The sequence below is a fragment of the Pseudomonas yamanorum genome (assembly GCF_013386765.1).
Lineage (GTDB): Bacteria > Pseudomonadota > Gammaproteobacteria > Pseudomonadales > Pseudomonadaceae > Aquipseudomonas > Aquipseudomonas yamanorum_A.
This window is the reverse complement of record NZ_JACARE010000043.1, coordinates 31,905-56,015: the sequence shown is the minus strand read 5'-3', so window position 1 is coordinate 56,015 and position 24,111 is coordinate 31,905. Positions and strand designations below refer to the sequence as shown.

The 24,111-nt window shown below is 60.2% G+C and carries 21 protein-coding genes and 1 tRNA gene; 17 read left to right on the top strand and 5 right to left on the bottom strand.

The window, feature by feature from the left end; genetic code table 11:
• The first annotated feature begins 3 nt into the window (after positions 1 to 3).
• The 6 genes from HX875_RS27525 (at position 4) to HX875_RS27500 (ending at position 7,494) form a co-directional block, all read left to right on the top strand.
• Positions 4 to 1,614 carry a 5-guanidino-2-oxopentanoate decarboxylase gene (locus tag HX875_RS27525; RefSeq protein ID WP_177047497.1) on the top strand — a complete coding sequence of 537 codons (1,611 nt, stop codon included), beginning with the start codon at positions 4 to 6 and terminating at the stop codon, positions 1,612 to 1,614.
• Between the two features lie 12 nt (positions 1,615 to 1,626).
• Positions 1,627 to 3,213: an ABC transporter substrate-binding protein gene (locus tag HX875_RS27520; protein ID WP_177047495.1), complete on the top strand. Its 1,587-nt coding sequence runs from the start codon at positions 1,627 to 1,629 to the stop codon at positions 3,211 to 3,213.
• Between the two features lie 157 nt (positions 3,214 to 3,370).
• On the top strand, positions 3,371 to 4,330 hold the full coding sequence (locus HX875_RS27515; RefSeq protein ID WP_017475430.1) for an ABC transporter permease: 960 nt from the start codon (positions 3,371 to 3,373) through the stop codon (positions 4,328 to 4,330).
• 3 nt (positions 4,331 to 4,333) lie between these two features.
• Positions 4,334 to 5,161 (top strand): ABC transporter permease, encoded by an 828-nt coding sequence (locus tag HX875_RS27510; protein WP_177047493.1) that lies wholly within the window; start codon positions 4,334 to 4,336, stop codon positions 5,159 to 5,161.
• 2 nt (positions 5,162 to 5,163) lie between these two features.
• Positions 5,164 to 6,783 carry an ABC transporter ATP-binding protein gene (locus HX875_RS27505; protein WP_177047491.1) on the top strand — a complete coding sequence of 540 codons (1,620 nt, stop codon included), beginning with the start codon at positions 5,164 to 5,166 and terminating at the stop codon, positions 6,781 to 6,783.
• Between the two features lie 9 nt (positions 6,784 to 6,792).
• A complete protein-coding gene (locus tag HX875_RS27500) occupies positions 6,793 to 7,494 on the top strand; it encodes an NAD(P)H-dependent oxidoreductase (protein WP_177047489.1) in 702 nt (233 codons plus the stop codon).
• A 116-nt stretch (positions 7,495 to 7,610) separates the two neighbouring features.
• Here the strand turns inward: HX875_RS27500 and HX875_RS27495 are convergent, their stop codons facing one another.
• Entirely contained in the window at positions 7,611 to 8,693 is a 1,083-nt protein-coding gene (locus HX875_RS27495) for a 3-deoxy-7-phosphoheptulonate synthase (RefSeq protein ID WP_177047487.1), read from the bottom strand.
• A 619-nt stretch (positions 8,694 to 9,312) separates the two neighbouring features.
• Between HX875_RS27495 and HX875_RS27490 the strand changes: the two genes are divergently transcribed.
• Together HX875_RS27490 and HX875_RS27485 are read left to right on the top strand one after the other, a co-directional pair.
• Positions 9,313 to 10,065: a carbon-nitrogen hydrolase family protein gene (locus HX875_RS27490; protein ID WP_177047485.1), complete on the top strand. Its 753-nt coding sequence runs from the start codon at positions 9,313 to 9,315 to the stop codon at positions 10,063 to 10,065.
• A gap of 13 nt (positions 10,066 to 10,078) precedes the next feature.
• Positions 10,079 to 10,513, top strand: a complete 435-nt coding sequence (locus tag HX875_RS27485) for a GNAT family N-acetyltransferase (protein WP_177047484.1) — start codon at positions 10,079 to 10,081, stop codon at positions 10,511 to 10,513.
• Between the two features lie 64 nt (positions 10,514 to 10,577).
• Here HX875_RS27485 and HX875_RS27480 read toward each other — a convergent pair whose 3' ends face one another.
• Complete coding sequence (locus tag HX875_RS27480; RefSeq protein WP_177047483.1) at positions 10,578 to 10,817, bottom strand: DNA-binding protein; 240 nt, start codon at positions 10,815 to 10,817, stop codon at positions 10,578 to 10,580.
• Positions 10,818 to 10,898: 81 nt separating this feature from the next.
• Between HX875_RS27480 and HX875_RS27475 the strand changes: the two genes are divergently transcribed.
• The 5 genes from HX875_RS27475 (at position 10,899) to HX875_RS27455 (ending at position 14,629) form a co-directional block, all read left to right on the top strand.
• Positions 10,899 to 11,264: a helix-turn-helix domain-containing protein gene (locus HX875_RS27475; RefSeq protein WP_177047481.1), complete on the top strand. Its 366-nt coding sequence runs from the start codon at positions 10,899 to 10,901 to the stop codon at positions 11,262 to 11,264.
• A gap of 151 nt (positions 11,265 to 11,415) precedes the next feature.
• On the top strand, positions 11,416 to 12,057 hold the full coding sequence (gene gacA / locus HX875_RS27470; protein ID WP_008436066.1) for a response regulator transcription factor GacA: 642 nt from the start codon (positions 11,416 to 11,418) through the stop codon (positions 12,055 to 12,057).
• A gap of 1 nt (position 12,058) precedes the next feature.
• Positions 12,059 to 13,897 (top strand): excinuclease ABC subunit UvrC, encoded by a 1,839-nt coding sequence (uvrC, locus tag HX875_RS27465; protein ID WP_029616035.1) that lies wholly within the window; start codon positions 12,059 to 12,061, stop codon positions 13,895 to 13,897.
• A 32-nt stretch (positions 13,898 to 13,929) separates the two neighbouring features.
• Entirely contained in the window at positions 13,930 to 14,490 is a 561-nt protein-coding gene (gene pgsA / locus HX875_RS27460) for a CDP-diacylglycerol--glycerol-3-phosphate 3-phosphatidyltransferase (protein WP_003208929.1), read from the top strand.
• A 63-nt stretch (positions 14,491 to 14,553) separates the two neighbouring features.
• Positions 14,554 to 14,629, top strand: a tRNA-Gly gene (locus HX875_RS27455).
• A gap of 49 nt (positions 14,630 to 14,678) precedes the next feature.
• Here HX875_RS27455 and HX875_RS27450 read toward each other — a convergent pair.
• Positions 14,679 to 15,680, bottom strand: coding sequence for a GlxA family transcriptional regulator (locus HX875_RS27450; RefSeq protein ID WP_218172020.1), 1,002 nt, complete (start codon positions 15,678 to 15,680; stop codon positions 14,679 to 14,681).
• 68 nt (positions 15,681 to 15,748) lie between these two features.
• Between HX875_RS27450 and HX875_RS27445 the strand changes: the two genes are divergently transcribed.
• On the top strand, positions 15,749 to 16,480 hold the full coding sequence (locus HX875_RS27445) for a DJ-1/PfpI family protein (protein ID WP_177047479.1): 732 nt from the start codon (positions 15,749 to 15,751) through the stop codon (positions 16,478 to 16,480).
• 108 nt (positions 16,481 to 16,588) lie between these two features.
• Here HX875_RS27445 and HX875_RS27440 read toward each other — a convergent pair whose 3' ends face one another.
• A complete protein-coding gene (locus HX875_RS27440; protein ID WP_177047478.1) occupies positions 16,589 to 17,536 on the bottom strand; it encodes a GlxA family transcriptional regulator in 948 nt (315 codons plus the stop codon).
• Positions 17,537 to 17,740: 204 nt separating this feature from the next.
• Here HX875_RS27440 and HX875_RS27435 point away from each other — a divergent pair, with 204 nt between their 5' ends.
• From HX875_RS27435 to HX875_RS27425, 3 genes are all read left to right on the top strand, one after another.
• A complete protein-coding gene (locus tag HX875_RS27435) occupies positions 17,741 to 18,127 on the top strand; it encodes a nuclear transport factor 2 family protein (protein ID WP_177047476.1) in 387 nt (128 codons plus the stop codon).
• Between the two features lie 245 nt (positions 18,128 to 18,372).
• Positions 18,373 to 20,643, top strand: a complete 2,271-nt coding sequence (katG, locus tag HX875_RS27430; RefSeq protein WP_177047474.1) for a catalase/peroxidase HPI — start codon at positions 18,373 to 18,375, stop codon at positions 20,641 to 20,643.
• Between the two features lie 234 nt (positions 20,644 to 20,877).
• Positions 20,878 to 22,185 carry a chloride channel protein gene (locus tag HX875_RS27425; RefSeq protein ID WP_177047472.1) on the top strand — a complete coding sequence of 436 codons (1,308 nt, stop codon included), beginning with the start codon at positions 20,878 to 20,880 and terminating at the stop codon, positions 22,183 to 22,185.
• Positions 22,186 to 22,198: 13 nt separating this feature from the next.
• On the opposite strand, the gene HX875_RS27420 is transcribed toward HX875_RS27425, so the two are convergent.
• A complete protein-coding gene (locus HX875_RS27420) occupies positions 22,199 to 23,977 on the bottom strand; it encodes a sensor domain-containing phosphodiesterase (protein ID WP_177047470.1) in 1,779 nt (592 codons plus the stop codon).
• Positions 23,978 to 24,111: the final 134 nt, after the last annotated feature.

Below are 24,111 nucleotides of genomic sequence, written 5' to 3'. Positions count from 1 at the left end.
ACGATGCAAAGCAAAACCTTGACGGGCGGCCAGGCCCTGGTGCGATTGCTGGCCAACTATGGCGTCGACACCGTGTTCGGGATTCCCGGCGTGCATACCCTGGAGCTGTATCGCGGCTTGCCCGGCAGCGGCATTCGTCACGTCCTGACGCGCCACGAACAGGGCGCCGGCTTCATGGCTGACGGTTATGCGCGGGTCAGCGGCAAACCGGGGGTGTGCTTCATCATCACCGGGCCCGGCGTGACCAATGCCGCGACGGCCATCGGCCAGGCCTATGCCGATTCGATTCCGCTGCTGGTGATTTCCAGCGTCAACCATACCGCCAGCCTCGGCAAGGGTTGGGGCTGCCTGCATGAAACCCAGGACCAGCGGGCGATGACAGCGCCCATCACCGCGTTCTCGGCGGTGGCGTTGAGTGCCGAGGACCTGCCGGAATTGATCGCGCGGGCTTACGCTGTGTTCGACAGTGAGCGGCCACGCCCGGTGCATATTTCGGTGCCGCTGGATGTGCTGTCGGCGCCGATCAAAAGGGACTGGAGCAATGAAGTGGTGCGCCGTCCCGGACGTGGTTTGCCATCGGCTGAAAGCCTCGATCAGGCGGTGGCGAAACTGGCTGCGGCCAAGCGCCCGATGATCATCGCCGGTGGCGGCGCATTGTTGGCGGCGGATGCCTTGCAACGCTTGAGCACGCAATTGGCGGCGCCGTTTTTCAGCAGTGTGGCCGGCAAGGGATTGCTGCCGGTGGAGCACCCGTTGAATGCCGGTTCGACCTTGTGTGTCGAGCCCGGCTGGCAGTTGATCGCCGAGGCGGATGTGGTGTTGGCCATCGGTACCGAAATGGCCGATACCGACTTCTGGCGAGAACGCCTGCCGATTAATGGCGAGCTGCTGCGAGTGGATATCGACCCGCGCAAGTTCAACGACTTTTATCCCTGCGCCGTGGCCTTGCACGGTGACGCCCAACAAACCGCACTGGCCTTGCTGGAGCGCCTGCCGGCCACGCCGCGCAATGCTGATGCAGCGGCCGAAGCAGTTGCAGCCTTACGCCAGGCAGTCAGCACCGGGCATGGTCCGTTGCAGCGCATTCACCAGGCGATTCTCGACCGCGTGGCCGCCGAGCTGCCGGCCAATGCTTTCATCAGCAGCGACATGACCCAACTGGCCTACACCGGCAACTATGCCTTCGCCAGCAACGCCACCCGCAGTTGGTTGCATCCCACCGGCTACGGCACCTTGGGCTATGGCCTGCCGGCGGGTATCGGCGCCAAGTTCGGCGCGCCTGAACGCCCGGGCCTGGTGCTGGTGGGCGACGGCGGGTTTCTCTACACCGCCCAGGAACTGGCCACGGCGGTGGAAGAACTGGACAGCCCGCTGGTGGTGTTGCTGTGGAACAACGACGCCCTGGGGCAGATTCGCGACGACATGCTGAACCTGGACATCGAACCCATCGGCGTGTTGCCGCGCAACCCGGACTTTGCCGCCCTGGCGCGGGCCTTCGGTTGCACGGTCAGCGAGCCACAGAACCTGGATGAGCTGCAGACGGATTTGCGTAACGGTTTCAAGCGCAACGGCGTGACCTTGATCGAGTTGAAGCATGCCTGTGTGAACCTTTAGAGGAGCGACACCATGAGCGAAAACAACAACAAAATGACTCAAGCGATGCACCGACGGGATTTCCTCAAACACAGTGCCGTAGCCGGTGCGGTGGCCGCCGCGTTTTCCATGGGCCTGCCATTGCAGGCCTTCGCCGAAGAGGCCGTGCCCAAGCCGGGTGGCGTGCTGCGCATGGGCCTGGCCGGGGGCAGCACCACCGACTCTCGCGACCCGGGTTCGTGGGTCGACACTTTCACCTTCGTCGGCTTTTCGGCGGTGTACAACACCCTCACTGAAATCGCAGTGGACGGCAGTGCCATCCCCGAACTGGCCGAAAGTTTTGAGTCAACCCCCGACGCGCGTATCTGGACCTTCAAGTTGCGCCAGGGCGTGACTTTCCATAACGGCAAGAGCCTGACCGCCGAAGACGTGGTGGCCTCGATCAACCACCACCTCGCCGCCAACTCCACCTCGGCGGCCAAGACGGTGATCGGCGATGTGGCCAGTGTCAGCGCCAAGGGCAGCGATGCGGTGGTGTTCGAGTTGCACTCGGGCAATGCCGATTTCGCCTATGTGGTCGCCGATTACCACCTGGTGATCATGCCCGCCAAGGACGGCGCCGCCGACTGGCAGGCCGGGATCGGCACCAGCGGTTATCGCCTGAAAAGCTTCGAGCCCGGCGTGCGCATGGACCTGGAACGCAACCCCGATTACTGGAAACAGGGAAGGGCACATTTCGCCAGTGCCGAGCTGATCGCCATTGCCGACGGCGCGGCGCGGGTCAACGCGCTGGTCACCGGGCAAGTGGATGTGATCAACAAGGTCGACTTGAAAACCGTGGCCCTGCTCAAGCGCAATCCCACGCTGGTCATCGAAGAAACCAAGGGCGCTCAGCACTACACTTTCCCTATGTTGTGCGACAGCAACGAGTTCAAGAACAACGACATTCGCATGGCAATGAAGCATGCGGTCAACCGTGAAACCCTGCTGGCGTCGGTGCTGCATGGCTATGGCCTGGTGGGCAATGACCACCCGATCCAGCCCGGCAGCCGTTTTATCAACGCCGCGCTGGAGCAGCGTACCTACGACCCGGACAAGTCACGCTTCTACCTGCGCAAGGCCGGTGTGGATTCGCTCAAGGTACGCCTGCAAGCCTCCGACGCCGCCTACACCGGCGCGGTGGACGCCTCGGTGCTGTTCAAGGAACAGGCACGCCAGGCCGGGATTGATATCGACGTGGTGCGCGAGCCGGCGGACGGGTTCTTCTCCAACGTCTGGATGAAGCAGCCGTTCACCACCTCGTTCTGGTACAGCAGCCTGACCGCCGACCGCATGTTCAGCATCGGCTACGCCAAGGGCGCGGCGTGGAACGAAACCCATTGGGATAACGCCCGCTTCAACCAGTTGCTCAACGCCGCGCGGGGCGAGATGAACGCGCCGCTGCGCCAGGAGATGTACAACGAAATGCAGAGCCTGTGCCGGGACGATGGCGGGGCGATTGTGCCGCTGTTCGCCAGCTCGGTGGCGGCACGCTCGAACCGCGTCAGCCATGGACCGCTGACGGCGCCGTATGGGGAACTGGATGGGTTGCGGCTGATCGAGCGGTGGTGGCAGGCGTGATTCTTGTGCAGGGCGCTATAGCTCAGGCAATGAAGCTCAACTGTAGGAGCTGGCTTGCCAGCGATGCAGGCACCTCGGTGTTTCAGGAATATCCAGGCGATGCCATCGCCGGCAAGCCAGCTCCTACACAAGCGTGCCCGACTCAAGGAACTGCACGATGAATAGCCTGTTCAAACTGGTGCTCCAACGCCTGGCCCTCGGCCTGCTGTCCTTGTTCGCCGTCTCGGTGATCATCTTTCTGGCCGTGGGCATGCTCCCCGGCGATATCGCCCAGGCCATGCTCGGTCAGTCCGCCACGCCGGAAACCATCGCAGCGTTTCGCGCCCAACTGGGCCTCGACCTGCCGCCCCTGAGTCGCTTCGTGCAATGGTTGCTGCGCCTGCTGCACGGCGACCTCGGCGCCTCCCTGGCCAACCAGCGGCCCATCGCCGAACTGATCGGCGCACGCCTGGGCAACACCTTGCGCCTGGCGGCACTGGCCGCGCTGGTCTCGGTGCCCCTGGCGCTGGTGCTGGGGATGCTCGCCGCGTTGTACCGCAACAGCTGGTTCGACCGCCTGCTCAATACCTCGGCCTTGAGTGCGGTGTCGTTCCCGGAGTTCTTTGTTGCCTACCTGCTGATCCTGGTGTTTTCGGTCAAGCTGGGCTGGTTTCCCAGCCTGTCCAACCTGGCGCCGGACGCCTCATTCGGCACCATCCTCGAACGCTCGGTCCTGCCGGTCGCCACCCTGAGCCTGGTGGTGATCGCGCAAATGATGCGCATGACTCGCGCCTCGCTGATCAACCTGTTGGCCAGCCCCTATATCGAAATGGCCCGGCTCAAGGGCATCAGCCAATCGCGGATTATCTGGCGCCACGCGCTGCCCAATGCCCTGGCGCCGATCGTCAACGTGATCGCGCTGAACCTGGCGTACCTGGTGGTGGGCGTGGTGGTGGTCGAAGTGGTGTTTGTCTACCCGGGGCTCGGGCAGTTGCTGGTGGACTCGGTGTCCAAGCGCGATATCCCGGTGGTGCAGGCCTGCAGCCTGATCTTCGCCGCCACCTACATCCTGCTCAACACCGGCGCCGATGTGCTGTCCATCGCCACCAACCCACGCCTGATGCATCCCAAGGGGTAGTCCATGAGCCTTCTCACACAACTGGCCCGGGCGCCATTGAGCGCGAAGTTCGGCCTGCTGATTATCGTGCTGTATGTGCTGGTGGCGCTGTTTGCACCGGTGCTCGCGCCTTATGGGGAAACCCAGGTGGTGGGCGACGGGTTTGCGCCCTGGAGCGGCCAGTTTTTGCTGGGCACCGATAACCTCGGGCGGGATATGTTCAGCCGCCTGGTGTATGGCGCGCGCAACACCCTGGGCATCGCGTTCCTGACCACGGTGCTGGCGTTTTTGCTGGGGGGCTTGAGTGGCCTGGTTGCGGCGATCAAGGGTGGCTGGGTCGACCAGGGATTGTCGCGGGTGGTGGACATCCTGATGGCGATCCCGCAACTGATCTTCGCCTTGTTGATTCTCAGCGTGGTGGGCACCAATGCCACTTCGCTGGTGCTGGTGATTGCCCTGCTGGATTCGACCCGGGTGTTTCGCCTGTCACGGGCCGTGGCGATGACCGTGGTGGTGCAGGATTTCGTCGAAGCCGCGCGGCTGCGCGGGGAAGGGCTGTGGTGGCTGGTCACCCGCGAAGTGTTGCCCAACGCCGCGGCGCCGTTGATTGCCGAGTTCGGTCTGCGGTTCTGTTTCGTGTTCCTGTTTATCAGCGCGCTGTCGTTCCTTGGCCTGGGGATTCAACCGCCCACCGCCGATTGGGGCAGCATGGTCCGCGACAACGCGGTGCTGATTACCTTCGGCGACATCAGCCCGTTGCTGCCGGCCCTGGCGGTGGCGCTGATCACCGTCAGCGTGAATTTTGTCGTCGACTGGATGCTGCACAAATCCAGCGGCCTGAAGGAGTGTTGAGGATGGACAAGCCACTGCTGGAAATCCGCAACCTGCAGATTGAAGGGCATTACGAGGACGCCTGGCATCCGCTGATCAAGGGCATCGACCTGACCTTGCAACGGGGCGAGGTGTTGGGGCTGATTGGTGAGTCTGGCGCGGGTAAGTCAACGCTTGGCCTGGCAGCCATGGGCTTTGCCCGCGATGGTTGCCGCATCACCGGGGGCTCGGTGTGCTTTGACGGCATCCAGCTGTTGCAGGCCAAGCCCGAAGCCTTGCGCAAGCTGCGCGGCCTGCGCATTGCCTATGTTGCGCAAAGCGCTGCCGCGTCGTTCAACCCGGCGCACCGGCTGATTGACCAGCATGTGGAAACTGCCGTGATCAACGGCGGCATCAGCCGTGCCCAGGCCGAACGCGAGGCGGTGGAGTTGTACCGTGTGCTGCGCCTGCCGAATCCGGAAACCATCGGCCAACGTTATCCGCACCAGGTGTCCGGCGGGCAACTGCAACGGGTGATGACCGCCATGGCGATGGCCTGTCACCCTGACCTGATCATCTTCGATGAACCCACCACCGCTCTCGACGTCACCACCCAGATCGAAGTGCTGGCGGCGATTCGTGATGCGATAAAAACCTTCGGCAGCGCCGCGCTGTATATCAGCCATGACCTGGCGGTGGTCGCGCAAATGGCCGACCGTATCATGGTGCTGCGTCACGGCAAGCTGGTGGAAGAGGCCGAGACCCGCACCATGCTCAGCGCACCGCAGCAGGACTACACCAAATCCCTGTGGGCGGTGCGCAGCTTTCGCACCGAGCCCAAGGCCTGTCCGCAGCAGCAAGTGCCGCTGCTGGAAGTGCGCCAGGTGTGTGCCAGCTACGGGCATCAGCCGGTGCTGCACGACGTGTCGATGAGCCTGTATCGCGGCCAGACGCTGGCGGTGATCGGGGAGTCCGGCAGCGGCAAAAGCTCCACGGCGCGGCTGATCACCGGATTGCTGCCGGCCACGGCGGGGCAGGTGTTGTATGACGGTGAAGCGTTACCGGCGGACTTCCGGCGGCGCAGCAAGGAGCAATTGCGGCGGATCCAGATGATCTACCAGATCCCCGACACGGCCCTGAATCCGCGCCAGCGCATCGTCGACATCATCGGTCGGCCGCTGACCTTCTACCTCGGTCTCAAGGGCAAAGCCATGCGCGCCCGGGTCGCCGAGTTGCTGGAGATGATCGAACTGGACCCGGCCACCTTCATGGAGCGTCAGCCCCGTGAACTGTCCGGCGGCCAGAAACAGCGGATTTGCATCGCCCGCGCCCTGGCGGCTGACCCTCAACTGATTATCTGCGACGAAGTGACCTCGGCCCTGGACCAACTGGTGGCCGAAGGCGTGCTGAAGCTGCTCAACCGTATCCAGCAGCAGTTGGGCGTGGCCTATCTGTTTATCACCCACGACGTGGCCACGGTGCGCGCCATCGCCGATGAAGTGGTGGTGATGCAGCGGGGCAGGGTGGTGGACCAGGGCAGCCGCAGCGCGATCTTCACCCCGCCGTATCAGGATTACACCGGCCTGCTGTTTTCATCGGAGCCGGAAATGGACCCCGACTGGCTCGACCATTTGCTGGCCGAACGGGCCGCGCTTACTTCCTGAGGAGTTTTTATGAAGGTGTTGATTGTCCACGCCCATCCCGAGCCGCAGTCGTTTACCGCGGCCTTGCGCGACCAGGCGATTTCCACCCTGCAGGCGCAGGGGCATGAGGTGCAGGTCAGCGATCTTTATGCGATGAACTGGAACCCGGTGGCCAGTGCCTCGGACTTCACCGCGCGGGAGAATCCCGAGTACCTGGTGTATGCGCTGGAGCAGCGACTGGGGGTGAAAAGCCAATCCATCGCGCCGGATATCCAGCAGGAGTTGGACAAGCTGCTGTGGGCCGATTTGCTGATCCTCAACTTCCCGATCTTCTGGTTCTCGGCGCCGGCCATGCTCAAGGGCTGGATTGACCGGGTGCTGGTGTCGGGCGTGTGCTATGGCGGCAAGCGCTTTTATGATCAGGGCGGGCTCGCCGGCAAGAAGGCGCTGGTCACGGTCACCCTCGGCGGGCGCGAGCATATGTTTGGCGAGGGGGCGATTCATGGACCGCTGGAAGATATGCTGCGGCCGATTCTGCGGGGCACGCTGGCGTATGTCGGGTTTGAGGTGCTGGAGCCGTTTGTGGCGTGGCATGTGCCGTATATCAGCGCCGAGGCCCGGGAGGAGTTTCTGCAAAGTTACCAGCGGCGGCTGGAACGGCTGGCGGATGACCAGCCGTTGGTGTTTCCCAAGTTGGCGCAGTTTGATGAGGGGCTGTATCCACTGCCTTGAACTCAGTGAAGATCCACTGTGGGAGTCGGGCTTGCCCGCGATGGCGGTGCATCAGTCAGCCTATTAGTTCACTGATACACCGCTATCGCAGGCAAGCCAGCTCCCACATTTGATCCTCATTGTCCGCCGGGGTTGTGTGCCCGCAAGCGCTCGGCAGCGCTGCGCAGCAACTGCTCGGTACCGTCCCAGCCCAGGCAGCCATCGGTGATCGACACGCCGTATTTCATCGACGGGCCGAGCGGCTGGCAGCCTTCGAACAGGTGGCTTTCGATCATCATGCCGATCAGCGACGTGTCGCCCTGCAAGCGCTGCTCCAGCACATCGTTGAACACCGCCGGTTGGCGCAGCGGGTCTTTGCCGCTGTTGGCGTGGCTGCAATCGACCATGATCCGTGGCGCGACTTTGCTCTTGGCCAGGTCGGCGTGAACCTGGGCCACGCTCTGGCGATCGTAGTTCGGCCCACGGTGGCCGCCGCGCAACACCAGGTGCGTGTCGGGGTTGCCGGGGGTCTGAATGATCGCCGGATGGCCCTGGCTGTCGACACCAAAGTGGCGGTGTGGGTGAGCCGCGGAGCGCATGGCATCACAGGCGATGGCGACGCCGCCGTCGGTGCCGTTCTTGAAGCCCACGGGCATGCCCAGGCCGCTGGCCATTTCGCGGTGGATCTGCGATTCGGTGGTACGTGCGCCAATCGCGACCCAGCTCAGCAGGTCATCGAAGTAGCCGGCAGCCATGGGTTGCAGCAGTTCGGTGGCGACCGGCAAACCCAGGCGCAGCATTTCGCGCATCAGTTCCCGGGACAGGCTCAGGCCGGCGGCCATGTCGTCGCTGCCGTCCAGGCGCGGGTCGTAGGCCAGGCCTTTCCAACCGATGGTGGTGCGGGGTTTTTCGACGTAGGCGCGGATTACCAGCAGCATCTGGTCACTGACTTCATGGGCCAGTTTCTTCAGGTTGCGCGCGTAGTCCATGGCCGATTCCGGGTCGTGGATCGAGCAGGGGCCGACGATCACCAGCAGGCGTGAGTCTTCACCCTTGAGGATGGCGCGCACGGCTTGGCGATGGGCGTGGATCTGTTCGTTGAGGAACGGGCTCAGGGGCAGTTGGTGCTTGAGCTCAAGGGAACTGGGCAAACGCTGGGTCAGCGCTTCATTGGCGCAGGACAGGGTAGAAACAGGCAGAGCGGCGATCGAGGAGTTCATATTCGGGCTTCCTGGGCAAGCGGCGGGCTGTTCCCGCACGCTCTGCCCTACTGGGGTGTTCGACAATTGGCCGTATTGGCTACGTGTGTTGGCTTGCCACCAATAGGTGACCGATCGGAGGCGGCAGGCTGTCCCGAACGGAGCTTGCTAAATCGCCAGGCGGTGGAGGTGTCGTAGCGGTAATAGGTGGCGTAGTTCATGTCGTGAGTCCTTTAAGTGTTCGGTGTGTGGCAAAAGTAATAAGGGCTGAAAAAACAAAACCCCCGGTCGGGGAGCCGACCGGGGGTTAGATTTCTCTGGTAGGCGACCCCTTGAGTAGTGGGCGCCGATTTCAGGTATCAGGCGCGCCAGTGGCTAAACCAATACCCAAAATAAAAGCTGACCAGTGCGCTCAAACCGCTCACACGGGTAGCCACGACCGAGCGCTGGGCGCTGGCAGCAGGGCAAACCTGAGTGTGGGTGAGTTGCAACATGGTGTTTCTCCAAATTATGGGAGGGAGCTTAACTGAGGCGAGCGGGTGGATTCAATCAGTAATTTCTATCGCGGCTGGGTACTTACGGCTATGACCCAAGTGTCGATATGCTGCACGGACTTCCCAATGATTGCCAGGATGCGACCATGACTGCCTTGACCATTGCTGCTGCCCAATCCATCTCTATTGCGGGCGACGTGCCGGGCAATATCGCCCGTCACCTGGCATTCATGCGCAAGGCGGCGGAGCACGGCGTGCAGTTGCTGGTGTTTCCTGAGCTGTCCCTGACCGGCTATGAGCCGTCGCTGGCCGCCGGGTTGGCGATCGCGCCGGACGATGGCGTGCTGGCGCCGCTGCGGGAGATGGCCCGCGAGCTGCGCATCACCGCCGTGGTGGGTATGCCAATTCGCCTGGGGGCGGCCAGTGAGGTGCTGATCGGCGCGCTGGTGCTGGGGCCGGATGGCTCGGTGGCTGTCTATACCAAGCAGCATCTGCATCCCGGCGAAGAGGCGGCGTTTGCGGCAGGGCAGGGCGGCGATGCCCTTGAGTGGGGCGACGACCGCATCGCCCTGGCGGTATGCGCAGATTTCTCCCATGCCAGTCATCCACGGCAGGCTGCCGAGGCCGGGGCGAATATCTATGCCGCCGGTGTGCTGATCAGCGAAGGCGGCTACGCTCCTGATACCACCGTGCTACAGGGCTACGCCGCCGAGCATCACATGGTGGTGCTGATGGCCAACCATGGCGGCCCAACCGGTGGCTGGGCGTGCGCCGGGCGCAGCGCAATCTGGGGCGCTGATGGCGGTTTGATCACAGCTGCCCCGGGTGTGGGCGATACGCTGGTGATTGCACGCCGCAACACGGCCGGCCAGTGGCACGGGGAACAGCTGGCGATTTAGGGAGCGCAGGCTCATGGCGTTTCAACTGCAGGCCGCAACCAGCCAACATCTGGCGTTCGCCCGAACCCTGACTCATCAGGCCATGGGCAACTACTATCGCCAATACGACTTGTCGTGGTCCGACGCCGGGTTCGATACCGCCTGGGCCGGTCGGGAGAATTGGCTGGTGTGCCGCGATAACGAAGTGCTGGGGTTTGTCAGCCTCAGTCGTGACCCCAAGGCGCTGTATATCCGCGAATTGCACATCCTAGAGGCATTTCGTCATCAAGGGGCGGGCGGTTGGGTCATCGAGCAGATGGTGTACAAGGCGCGCGCCGAAGGGCTGGGTCTTTTACGGTTGACCGTTTTCAAGACCAACCCGGCGCGAAGGCTCTATCAGCGCAAGGGCCTGGACATCGTGGATGCGGAGGATTGCTTCTGGCGCATGGAGCGCAATTGCCAGCCGTGATCAGGTGCGGATTTGTCTGATTTCAGGAAAACAGGCACGTGGTTTTAATAAGCGCATACTGACTTCACGGAGTGACTTCCTGCTCTTGCCTCACGACTTCATCATCATTTGGAATGATGCCGTCCTTCATGCCCAACAGGACCGCCACCTTGTGGGCTTCTCCGCGCCGTCCTTTTTTGCGCCCAGCGAGCACTTGATAAGTGGTTGCCGGGTCCACGCCATGTTCCCGGGCGAACGCTTGAACAGACTTACCTTGATGTTCCAGCCAGGCCTTGGCTTGTGCAGCAGTGCGAATACCGGGCATAGTTCAAAACCGTTCAAGTTTGTGTAAAACGAGATGAGTGTGTCACCTCTTGAGGTGTGCCAAATAGGATCATACATCCAAATGAGTGGAATCGGTTTCCGGTTAAGGCAAGAAAGAGAGCGGCTCGGCCTGTCGCAGAAAAATTTTGGTGAAATAGGAGGAGTAGAGGCAAACGCACAGGGTAAATATGAAAATGGCGGCCGCGCGCCCAAGGCTGATTACCTGTCTCGCGTAGCAGAAAGAGGTGTCGATATCCTGTACGTGTTGACCGGCACACCAACGCCGACTCAACTTGAAAACCTGAGTCAGGTCGAAGAGAAAGTGCTGGGCAACTACCGGGCGATGTTCAAGGAAGACCAGGATGCAATCCATCGTTTAACCTCTACGCTGGCCGAGCATTCAACCTTGAGCAACGGGAAAAACAGGTCGTCGGCCCAGGATTCTTGACCTTTTACCCAGGAAACTAAGCCGCCAGCCGCTCGGCGACGGTCTGTCGTGCATTGAAACTCTATATATATGACGCTTGCAGCTAGGTCTGCGCCTTGGTTTTTTGCTAAGGTGTTCAGCAACCTATAAGACCATATCGCGAGGTGTCTGCTTGATTAGGGTGCTAGTAGTCGATGACCATGATCTCGTTCGTACAGGCATTACACGAATGCTGGCTGACATCGATGGCCTGCAAGTAGTCGGCCAGGCCGAATCAGGGGAGGAATCTCTGATCAAGGCCCGGGAGTTGAAGCCCGACGTGGTTTTGATGGACGTCAAGATGCCCGGGATCGGCGGTCTTGGCGCCACTACGAAGTTGTTGCGCAGCCATCCGGATATCAAAGTCGTCGTAGTCACCGTGTGTGAGGAAGATCCGTTTCCTACACGGCTTCTACAGGCGGGCGCTGCCGGCTACCTGACAAAAGGCGCGGGCCTGGCGGAAATGGTCCAGGCCATTCGCCTGGTGTTTGCCGGCCAACGCTACATCAGCCCGCAGATTGCCCAGCAATTGGCGATCAAGTCATTCCAGCCCACCAGCGACTCGCCGTTCGACGCGCTGTCGGAGCGGGAAATCCAGATCGCCTTGATGATCGTCGGCTGTCAAAAAGTCCAGTCGATCTCCGACAAGCTGTGCCTGTCGCCGAAAACCGTGAACACCTACCGTTATCGGATTTTCGAGAAGCTTTCCATCAGCAGTGATGTTGAATTGACCCTGCTGGCGGTACGCCACGGCATGGTTGACGCCAGCGCCTGAAATGACAGCACCTGAAATAAAATTCCTGTTCGATCCGAGTGCGTTTCTTGCAACCTGCAGTGGCCGCCCCGGCGTGTATCGCATGTTCGACAGCGAAGCGCGCCTGCTCTACGTCGGTAAAGCCAAGAACCTGAAGAGCCGCCTGGCGAGTTACTTCCGCAAGACGGGCCTGGCGCCCAAGACTGCGGCGCTGGTGGCGCGTATCGCCCAGGTCGAAACCACCATCACCGCCAATGAAACCGAGGCGCTGCTGCTTGAGCAGACGCTGATCAAGGAATGGCGGCCGCCCTACAACATCCTGCTGCGTGACGATAAGTCCTACCCGTACGTGTTTCTCTCGGACGGCGACTTCCCGCGCCTGAGCATCCATCGCGGGGCCAAGAAGCAGAAGGGCAAGTATTTCGGGCCTTACCCCAGCGCCGGCGCCATCCGCGAAAGCCTGAGCCTGCTGCAAAAGGCATTTTTCGTGCGCCAGTGCGAAGACAGCTTCTACAAGAACCGCAACCGCCCGTGCCTGCAGTACCAGATCAAGCGCTGCAAGGCGCCGTGTGTGGGCCTGGTTGAGCCGGCGGAATACGCCGAGGACGTGCGTCACTCGGTGATGTTCCTCGAAGGCCGCAGTAACGCCCTGGCCGATGAATTGTCCGGTGCCATGGAGCAAGCGGCCAGCACCCTGGATTTCGAGCGTGCTGCCGAGCTGCGTGACCAGATATCCCTGCTGCGCCGCGTCCAGGACCAGCAGAGCATGGAAGGCGGCACCGGCGACGTCGACGTCATCGCTGCCTTCGTCAACCCGGGCGGCGCCTGTGTGCACCTGATCAGCGTGCGCGGCGGCCGGGTGCTGGGCAGCAAGAACTTCTTCCCCCAGACCGGTATAGAAGAGGAGGTCGCCGAAGTCATGGCGGCGTTCCTCGGCCAGTACTACGTCAGCAGCCCCGAGCGCGACCTGCCGAGCGAGCTGATCGTCAACGTGGTGCACGAGGACTTCCCGGCGCTGATCGAAGCGATTCACGAACTGCGTGGCCGCGAGCTGGACATCAGCCACCGCGTGCGCGGCACCCGTGCCCGCTGGCAGCAACTGGCCGTGACCAATGCCGAACAGGCCCTGGGCGCGCGCCTTGCCAACCGGCAACACGTTGCTGCACGGTTTGACGCCCTGGCCGAAGTGCTCAAGCTCGACGAGCCGCCCCAGCGCCTCGAGTGTTACGACATCAGCCACTCCAGCGGCGAGGCCACCGTGGCCTCCTGCGTGGTGTTTGGGCCGGAGGGGCCGATCAAGTCCGATTACCGGCGCTACAACATCGAAGGCGTCACCCCGGGCGATGACTACGCCGCCATGCACCAGGCCCTGACCCGGCGCTTCAGCAAGCTGAAGGACGGCGAGGGCAAGCTGCCGGACATCCTGCTGGTGGACGGCGGCAAGGGGCAGTTGTCCATGGCCCGCGACGTGCTCAACGAATTGGCGGTGCCCGACCTGATCCTGCTCGGCGTGGCCAAGGGCGCCACCCGCAAGGCCGGTTTCGAAACCTTATACTTGAATGATGCGGCCCATGAGTTCACCTTGAAGGGCGACTCCCCGGCGCTGCACCTTATCCAGCAGATCCGCGACGAAGCCCACCGTTTCGCCATTACCGGCCACCGTGCCCGGCGTGGCAAAACCCGGCGTACCTCAACCCTGGAAGGGGTGGCGGGGGTCGGGCCGACACGGCGGCGCGACTTGTTAAAACATTTTGGTGGCTTGCAGGAGCTGTCCCGTGCCAGCATCGAAGAAATAGCCAAAGCTCCCGGTATCAGTAAAAAGCTCGCAGAGTTGATTTATGCAAATCTGCACAGCGAGTAGAATGCCTTCTCACCTCGTAGCCAGTTGTGCCGATGAATATCCCTAATCTGATCACCGTACTACGCGTCCTGCTCATCCCGATTTTCATTTTGCTGTTTTACCTGCCGTACGAATGGAGCTACATGGCATCCAGTTCGGTGTTTGCCTTTGCGGCCGCCACCGACTGGCTGGACGGCTACCTGGCCCGCCGCCTGGAGCAGAGCACGCCGTTTGGCGCGTTCCTCGACCCGGTGGCCGACAAATTGATGGTAGCGGTGGCCCTGGTGCTGCTGGTGCAGGAACACGGCAACCTCTGGCTGACCTTGCCGGCGGCCGTGATCATTGGGCGCGAGATCGTCGTCTCGGCCCTGCGGGAATGGATGGCCGAAATCGGCGCCCGAGCCCATGTGGCCGTGTCCAACATGGGCAAATGGAAAACCGCGGCGCAGATGTTGGCCTTGGTGATCCTGCTGGCCAACCCGTCGGACTTCTCCTTCTGGGTATTGCTGGGCTACGCCTTGCTGCTGATCGCCGCAGGCCTGACCTTGTGGTCCATGCTGCAATATTTGCGCGCCGCCTGGCCGCATCTGCGCACCGAGGTTGAAAAGAAATAAAACTTTTTTGAATCAAGGGGTTGACGGGTGATGAGGATTCTATAGAATGCGCATCACCAAGACGCGGGAATAGCTCAGTTGGTAGAGCACGACCTTGCCAAGGTCGGGGTCGCGAGTTCGAGTCTCGTTTCCCGCTCCAAACACAAAGAAAAAGCCACTCTAACGAGTGGCTTTTTTTTGCCTGTGATTTAGTTGGCCGGGCTGAAACGACGACGGTACTCAGTTGGCGTGAGGCCAACGACTTTTCTGAACCGCGACCGGAAGGTCACTGCAGACCCGAATCCGGAAAGAAATGCTGTTTGATCAATCGATGTCTCGCTCTCCTCAAGCAATGCACGCGCTCGATCAATACGAGCGGTGAGAAGCCACTGTAAAGGAGTAGTACCGGTCTGTTCTTGAAATCGCCGAGCAAAGGTGCGGGAGCTCATGTTGGCGCGAGCCGCAAGACTATCGACCGTGTGCGAACTGTTCAAATTGTCTCGTATCCATTCGATCAAGGGCGCCAAGCTTGTTGGAGAGCCTGGAAGCTCCTGACGAATAAACTGGGCCTGACCACCATCACGGTACAGTGGCGCGACCGCTAGGCGGGCAGTGTTTGCCGCAACAGACTGACCATAATCGCGTCGCACGAGATGCAAACACATATCCAATCCTGCTGACGCTCCCGCCGAAGTCACGATGCTACCTTCATCAACGAATAGAACATTAGGTTCTACTCTTATCTCTGGGTGAAGCCTGGCCAAGTCCTCGGCGAAGCGCCAATGCGTCGTGACGCGCTTTCCGCTTAGAAGACCGCTCGCGGCAAGGATAAAAGCTCCTGTGCAGATTGACGCTAATCTTGCACCACGAGCGTGTGCCTGGCGAAGAGCAATTCTTACCGCCTCTGGAACCTCTCCAAACGGGTCTTCACACCCGGGAATGACAATGGTGTGGGCCAGCTCAAGACGGTCGAGGCCGTACCGCACATTCATATCAAAGCCAGTGGCCCGAATTGTCCGCTCGGGTGCGCACACCTCCACCTCGTAAGCTTTGCTCCCATCAACTTGAGAAGCCAAAGCGAAAACCTGATAAGCGATACCAAAGTCCAACGGCACCACGTCATTCAATACCAGAACCGCAATTTTATGCACGGCGTCGACCTCCGCTCTCACAATCAAAATAACTGGCAGAAAACGATCGCTCGATGTCATTTAAGCCACTCACGTGCAGCGTCCGGCAGGAATACTCTTTTAGTCAAGTACGACGAGAGGAGACGGTAATGTCTGATGAGATGAGCAATGAGAGTGAAGGCCGCCAACTGCAGATTGGCATGGTGATTTTTCCTGGTTTCACTCTGCAGGACTTGGCCGGCCCACAGACGGCATTCGGCCTTCATGCCAAAACCCACATAATCTGGAAGACCCTGGAGCCCGTTCCCACGGATATGGGCGTCACCATGAACCCCACGATCACGATTGATGACGTTCCAGATAACCTGGACGTGCTGTTTGTCGCAGGTGGCGGAGGAACGCCTGAGATCATGAAGGACCAGGAGCTGCTCGATTTTATTGCTCGCGCAGGCAAGACTGCCACCTATGTCACCGCTGTATGCACAGGCTCTGTACTTCTTGCTATGGCGGGACTATTGGAGGGCTACCGTGCAGCGACCTATTGGCCTTTCTACGAACCCCTTATCGCACTGGGTATCGAACCGAGCTACGAACGGGTATGCGTCGACAGGAACCGAATCACAGGCGGCGGTGTAACGGCAGGTATCGACTTTGCGCTGCAGGTCATCGCCGAACTCAAAGGTCGGGACGCGGCTGAGTTTACGCAACTCGTGCTCGAGTACGACCCGCAGCCGACAATGAACTCGGGGAATCCACGTACCGCGCGGCCAGAGATCGTCGCACAGATAACGGGGCTGTGGGGGCGGACTGACGAAGCGGTGAGAGTCGCGAATGAGCATATGGCGCGTCGAGCGCAATTATCAAAACTGGCTGCCACCTGATCTTGGTTTCGTAGCGCTGTTCTCGGCGGACCATCCGGCGGGGGCTGCTCTACGGTCAGTTCCTGGGTATGGACGCGGGCTAAGTACCGCCAATTGACCATCGAGGGCTCACCGCTCCTCACTCAACCGATTCTCGCGGCGGACATATTGCGGTGAATATCCATGCAGCCGAACGAATGCCCTACGCATCCGTTCTGGGTCAGTAAAGCCCACCGCCAGAGCAATTTGCTCGATCGGCTCGCTGCCTTCTTGCAGGCGTAAACACGCCGCTTCGACGCGTAAGCGTTCTACTGCTTTAGCGGGTGTTTCTCCCGTTTCTCGGCGGAATGCTCGTCCGAACTGTCGCAGGCTCAATCTCGCCGCATCGGCGAGTCGCTCGATTGGTAACGCCTCAGACAGATGCTCTCTGGCGAATTTCAGCGCAATACGGATGCGATCTGACTCTGGTTCCATTTGCGACATCGCGGAAATCTGCGACTGGCCACCCAGTCGGCGGTATGGAACGACCAGCAATCTGGAGACATCGCGCGCTACATTAGCACCCATATCTTTCTCAATCATAGAGAGCGCCAGATCGATCCCGGAAGCAATGCCCGCCGACGTCCAGACGTGTCCGTCCTCTATAAAAATAACGTCCCCTTCAACTTTGATGCGGGGAAAACGCGATTGCAGTTGTGCAGTGTGAAACCAGTGCGTCGTGGCCCGGCGATCGTTCAGCAGGCCGATTTCTGCCAACAAGAACGCACCCGTGCATACGCTTGCGACTCGCGAAGCGTTGACGATCAATTGCCTTGCAGCGTCGAGATTCTCTGCTGTCAGCATTGGTTCGACTTCACCACCCACAAAAATGACGGTGTCAAAGGTGTCCTTGCCAAAGGGAGTTGTTTCGACCGGAAGGCCTGAATTGCCAATAACCGACCCTCCGAAGCGCGATACGACGCGAAGCTCATACGGCTTATAACCAACAGCTGTCGCCACTTGATTGAACGCAGACAATGGCCCAGCAAGATCAAGGGCATCGTGACCAGGGCAGACAAAAAATCCAATTCGGTACATCGCAGCTCAGCTCCAGCGTTTTCAGTCCCAGGTTACCGGGAGCCCTAGTGTAACGCCACGGGGCCTGGCGTTCTTGATGGCTCTCAGGAGTGATATTTTTTTGGCCTGAAGTGAGGGATAAACGTCGTTTTCGTTTCCCGTACTCATACGTAAAGTTGTTGGCACGAACAACATCTTTCGCTAAGTAGCTTTCGAGGGTTCAACATGACTTTGCATATAAAACCAGTGGACACCACTGAGTACGATGATGTGATTCAGGCAGCACAGGCTTATATCGACGGCTATCGCTCTGGGGATATCGCCGGAATTGAGAAGGCCTTCCACGCAGATGCGATCATGTGGGGCTATAGCGGCGACGAGCTGCTGCAAGGTCCAGCTATTCCGGCATTTGCGGGCTTCTTCAACGCACTGGGTGCCTCACCCGACGCTCGCAGTCGTCTGGATATCCTGGCTATCGCACCCACAGCGGCAGTCGTGCGCGTGGACATGGAGAATGACGTTTTGGGCGCGAGCTTCCATGACTTTCTTTCGCTGCTCAAAATAGAGGGTCAATGGAAAATCATCTCGAAGATTTTTCAACGGTACGACTAAGTACGACTAAGTCAGCGACGGTGTCGCATCCGATAAAATTGCCTGCCCGATGAGGAGGTCACTCGACACCTTGAGCACCTGCCTCTTTTTTTGGGCATTCAGTTAACGTTGCCTATCGAGCGATAACGTTCTGGCTATTAGAGTTTTCTGCGATCAAGGCTAATCTTGAGATTCAGCCATCAATGTCTGAAGTGCTGCAATGGGCGCGATGGTACGGATGAACATGACGGAAAGGTAGATCAAGCATGTCAACTGAATCGAAATGCCCGTTCAACCACGCTGCGGGTGGCGGCACCACGAATCGGGACTGGTGGCCACAGCAACTGAATCTCAAGATCCTGCACCAGCATTCGTCCCTCAGCGACCCCATGGGGGAGGGCTTCGACTACGCCAAGGCATTCAAGAGCCTTGACTTCGAAGCCGTCAAGCGGGATTTGCGCGATGTCATGACGCACTCCCAGGACTGGTGGCCGGCGGACTTTGGCCACTACGGCCCGCTGTTCATTCGCATGGCCTGGCACAGCGCCGGGACCTATCGTACCGCTGATGGTCGTGGCGGTGCCGGTGCGGGACAGCAGCGCTTTGCACCGCTCAACAGCTGGCCTGACAACGTCAGCCTGGACAAAGCGCGTCGCCTGATCTGGCCGGTCAAGCAAAAGTACGGCCGCCAGATTTCCTGGGCCGATCTGATCGTACTCACCGGTAACGTTGCGCTGGAGTCCATGGGCTTCAAGACTTTCGGGTTCTCTGGCGGTCGCCCGGATGTGTGGGAGCCGGACGAAGATGTGTACTGGGGCTCCGAGACCACCTGGCTGGGGGGAGAGGAGCGTTACGGCGCGCAAAAGAAAATGCAGCAGCCGGGCGACGGTACGTTGGTGGCCGAGCCGCAGATTCATGGCAGCGAAGAAAGCCGCACCGGGAGCGGTGAGCGCAATCTGGAAAACCCCCTCGCGGCGGTACAGATGGGCCTGATCTACGTGAACCCGGAAGGGCCTGAAGGTGTTCCGGACCCGGTTGCCTCGGCGAAGGATATTCGTGAGACCTTCGGTCGCATGGCGATGAATGATGAAGAGACCGTTGCGCTGATTGCCGGCGGTCACGCCTTTGGCAAGACTCACGGCGCAGGCCCGGCTGATAACGTCGGCCCGGAACCGGAGGCGGCAGGCCTGGAAGAGCAGGGGCTTGGCTGGAAAAACACATTCGGCAGCGGCAAGGGCGGTGACACCATCACCAGCGGGCTGGAAGTGACCTGGACGTCTACACCGACGAAATGGAGCAATGAGTACCTCGAAAACCTCTTTGGCTTTGAATGGGAGCTGACCAGGAGCCCGGCGGGCGCACATCAGTGGACACCGAAGAACGGGGCGGGCGCCGGCAAGATTCCGGATGCCCATAACGCTGGCAAGCGGCATGCGCCGAGCATGCTCACATCGGACCTGGCGCTGCGTTTCGACCCGGCGTACGAACAGATTTCCCGACGTTTCCTCGCCAACCCTGACCAACTGGCCGACGCGTTTGCCCGCGCCTGGTTCAAGCTGACCCACCGTGACATGGGCCCGCTTGCCCGTTATCTCGGCCCGCAAACCCCGACGGAAGAGTTGCTGTGGCAGGACCCGATTCCCAACGTCGATCATCCGCTGGTGGACGAACAGGACGTCGCTGCGCTCAAGCAAAAGCTGCTCGCATCGGGGCTTACGGTTTCGCAGCTGGTTTCGACGGCATGGGCGGCAGCTTCCACCTTCCGTGGCTCCGATAAACGCGGGGGCGCCAATGGCGGACGCCTGCGCCTGGCGCCGCAGAAGGATTGGGCGGTCAACCAGCCTGAGCAACTGTCGGGCGTGTTGAAGCGTCTGGAAGCTGTTCAGAGCGACTTCAACTCCGCACAGGCGGGGGGCAAAAAGATTTCGCTGGCCGATTTGATCGTGCTGGCGGGCAGTGTGGGTGTTGAGCTGGCGGCAAAAAATGCGGGCCGTCAGATCTCGGTGCCTTTCACGGCCGGGCGTACGGATGCTTCTCAGGAACAGACGGATGTCGAGTCGTTCGGCTTCCTTGAGCCGGTCGCCGATGGCTTTCGGAACTACCAGAAGGGCCACTACAAGGTGTCGGCTGAAGCGCTGCTGGTCGACAAGGCGCAGTTGCTGACATTGACCGCACCCGAAATGACCGTGCTGTTGGGCGGCCTGCGGGCCTTGAATATCAATGTCGGGCAGAGCAGGCACGGCGTCTTCACGGATCGCCCGGGGACCCTGAGCAATGACTTCTTCAGGAACCTGCTGGACATGGGGGTTGAATGGAAGCCAGCCCCAGGCTCCCACGATACCTTTGAGGCCCACGACCGCAAGACCGGTGCAGTCAAGTGGACGGGTACACGTGTCGACCTGGTGTTCGGTTCCCATGCCCAGCTGCGGGCGCTGTCGGAGGTTTATGGCAGTGCCGACGCCGAGGACAAATTCGTCGAGGACTTCGTGTCGGCCTGGACCAAAGTGATGAATCTGGACCGTTTCGAACTGGCCTGACATTCACGCGTTTCTTGCGAAGGCCCACGATGTGGGCCTTTTTTCTGCCTGGCCTGGCAGCTATCCCGCCGCGTCATAGCTCACAAAATCGATCGGCCGTTGCGGGATAAACTCGTGACACCATTGCTGCGCGCGCACTAGAGTGGTTGCGCCTGGATATCGGCGCGTCTGAAGCAAGGGCATCCGGGGTTTTTGACGCTGCATGCCATCGAACCTCAACGGGAATCTGCTCGGGTGATCAAACCGTTATTGTTGCTACGCCGTCGCTTTACCTCTATCCGCTGGCGCACCCGCGTGACGCTCTGGGCGGCGGCTACCTGTGCGGGCCTGCTGGTGGTGATGTTTGCCCGCTTGGCCGACCTGGCACTGATGCAGTTTGCTCAGCAGACGACAGGGCGCCCTTGGCTGCCATTTATCTACACACCGCTGGTCGGCATGCTGGTGGTGTGGCTGACGACCCGGTTTTTTGCCGGGGCCCAGGGCAGCGGTATTCCCCAGGTGATCGCTGCCACGCGGCTGGCCCACCAGGGCAAACCTGTCAGCCAACTGGTGTCTTTGCGTATTGCGTTTGCCAAGATCGGTCTTGGAACACTGGCGCTGACGGGGGGCTTTTCGGCGGGGCGCGAAGGTCCCTCGGTTCAGGTGGCTGCGTCGATCATGCACTTCTTTCACCGCTACCTGCCCAATGCGCGGATTATCCGCCCCGAAGACCTGATCCTGGCCGGAGGCGCCGCGGGCATTGCTGCTGCATTCAACACGCCGTTGGCCGGTGTGGCCTTTGCAGTAGAGGAGCTTGGGCGAAAGCTGGAAACCCGGACCAGTGGCGTGCTGCTCAGCACGATCATCCTGTCGGGGATGGTCGCGATCGCTTTACAGGGCAACTACAACTATTTCGGCCACCTGGACGTGCAAGATCTCAGCTTGGACATCATCGTTCCGGCGCTGGCATCCGGAATCGGTTGCGGCCTCCTCGGAGGATTATTCAGCCGGATGCTGCTGTGGCCACAACGGCATCATCGGTTCGTGCTCTGGGAGTGGCGCCGCTTGCACCCGGTGTGGTTCGCCGGTGGCTGCGGGCTGATTGTGGCTGTGCTCGGCTGGCTCAGCGGCGGTATGTCATTTGGCAGCGGCTACGGCATCACTTCACAGATCATCGTGTCCGACATCGGCCTGCCATGGCATGCGCCCATCACGCGTTTTCTTGCCACTGTCGTGACCTATTTTTCCGGTATCCCCGGCGGTATTTTTGCTCCGTCCCTGGCAGTAGGCGCAGCCGTGGGGGCCAATGCCGCCGACTTTTTCCACGTGGCGGCCCAACCGATGATTGCGCTGTGCATGGTGGGTTTCCTGGCGGCTGTCACACAGTCGCCGATCACGTCCGCCATCATCGTCATGGAGATGATCGACAGCCATGGGATGGTGATCAGTCTGATGGCCGTCGCCCTGATTGCCAAAGCGGTCAGCGCGAGGATGGGGCCGGAGTTATACCAGCAGTTGGCGCGGGGCTTTCTGCAAGCGCCCGCAACGCCGAACAAACCTTAGCGTCTGAGGGTGGCTACTGTGCCGATTCGCGGTCGCTGACTTGATTGATCCAGGTTTCCAGGTCCGTTGCGCTCATGGGCCTTGCTATCAGGTAGCCCTGTGCTTCGGAACATCCCCACTGTATTAAAAGGTCCAGGATTTCCTGATTTTCCACGCCTTCGGCAACGATGCGGTAGCCGAGCCCCTTCGCCAGGCCGATCAGGGTTTTGACCAATTGTTTGTCATTTTGATTGCTGCCCAGCCCGCTGATCAGTGACTGATCAAGCTTGACGGTGGTGGCCGGTAGTTCCTTCAAATACGCCCAGTTACTGTAGCCCGTTCCGAAATCATCCACGGCAACCTCTACGCCAAACCTGCGCACACGCTCCAGCTGCCGGATGACTTCTTCAGGGTTGGTCATCAGCATGCTTTCGGTGAACTCAAGCTCAAAGCCGGCCGGGTCCAGGCCGCAGGTTTGAATTTCATGAATCATGGCGTCCACGAACTCGGCGCTTTCCAGATCGCTGACGGTGATATTCATCGCGATCCGCAGGCGCAGGCCTTGCGCCTTCCAGACAATCGCTTGCCGGATGATTGCGTTGAGCACCCATAACCCGACGGAGGGTATCAGGGCGGTTTTTTCAGCCAGGGGTATGAATTCGGCAGGGCTGATGGGACCAAGCAACGGATGGGTCCACCGCAGCAATGCCTCGACCGAATGACAGGTTCCCGAAGGCAGTTTGATCTTGGGCTGATACACCAGGCTGAACTGTTGGTCGGAGCTGACCGCTTCCGGCAACGAACTCAATAACATGAAAGCGCGTTGTTGAGCAGCGTCAAACTGGGGTTCGTAGAGCGACCATCCCAGCTTGCGGTCACGCGCCTCATCTGCCGCGCTCACCAGCAGGCGCAGCCAGTCTTGCTGCCCTGCACCATGAATAGGCAGCACACCAATCCCCACTTGCATGAGTATGGGGATGCCATGGCATTCAACCGGCATTTTGAAGTCGGTGAGAATACTTTCGCAGATGTGTGCGGTGGTTTGATCCTCCTCAAGGAGGAAGCCAAACCGGGTCGGGCTTATTTTGTAAAGCAGGCACCGCGCGGGTAAGAGTTTTTGCAAGCGTGATTTGATCGCCAGCACCAAGTCTCCCGCAAAGCTATAACCCAGGGCCTTTACAATATCGTTGAGGAATTTTGGCGAGATAATGTCAACGGCATACACCTGGCACCGGTTGTTAAGCTTGACCGCTTGACGGATATCCTCCTCAAGCCTGAGCCGGTTAAACAGCCCCGTGGGTTGGTCCACAAAATTGCGCGAGCGCATGCCCTGTATGCGCATCATTACAAGCTCAGCGAAGCCGTTGAGCATTGCACTGTCACGCTCGCTCATGGGCGGGCGGGGGACGGTATCGATGATGCAGAGACTTCCCAGGGTAAAACCATCCTCGGTGATCAAGGGGGCGCCCGCGTAATAACGAATATGCGGCGGGCCTGTTACCAGGGGATTGTCTTTGAAGCGGGCATCCCGCGTTGCGTCCGACACCTCCAACAGGGAGTTGTCCAGCGTAGAGTAGGCGCAGAAAGACACTTCTCGCGGAGTCTGCGTTTCTTTAAGACCCACCCGTGCCTTGAACCATTGCCGGTGTTTTTCGACGATTGAAATCAGTGCGATGGGGACGTTGTAGTAGGCAGCCGCCATCTCGACGATTTTATCAAACACATCATCTTCATCGCTGTCGGTTGGACAAAATCTTGCGACCTCTTTTAGCCGTTCAATTTCATTCGGCGGAATAGGAGCGCCTTCGCCCATGACAATCCTCGGAGTGGCTGTATTCGTACGATAAGGTATCAGACAGTGCCATCATTATGATGTTGTTTTTTTCTATGCCCCGAATAGCTCAAGGGGATGCATTCGGGCAATTTCTCCCGGCGAACCTGCGTGCG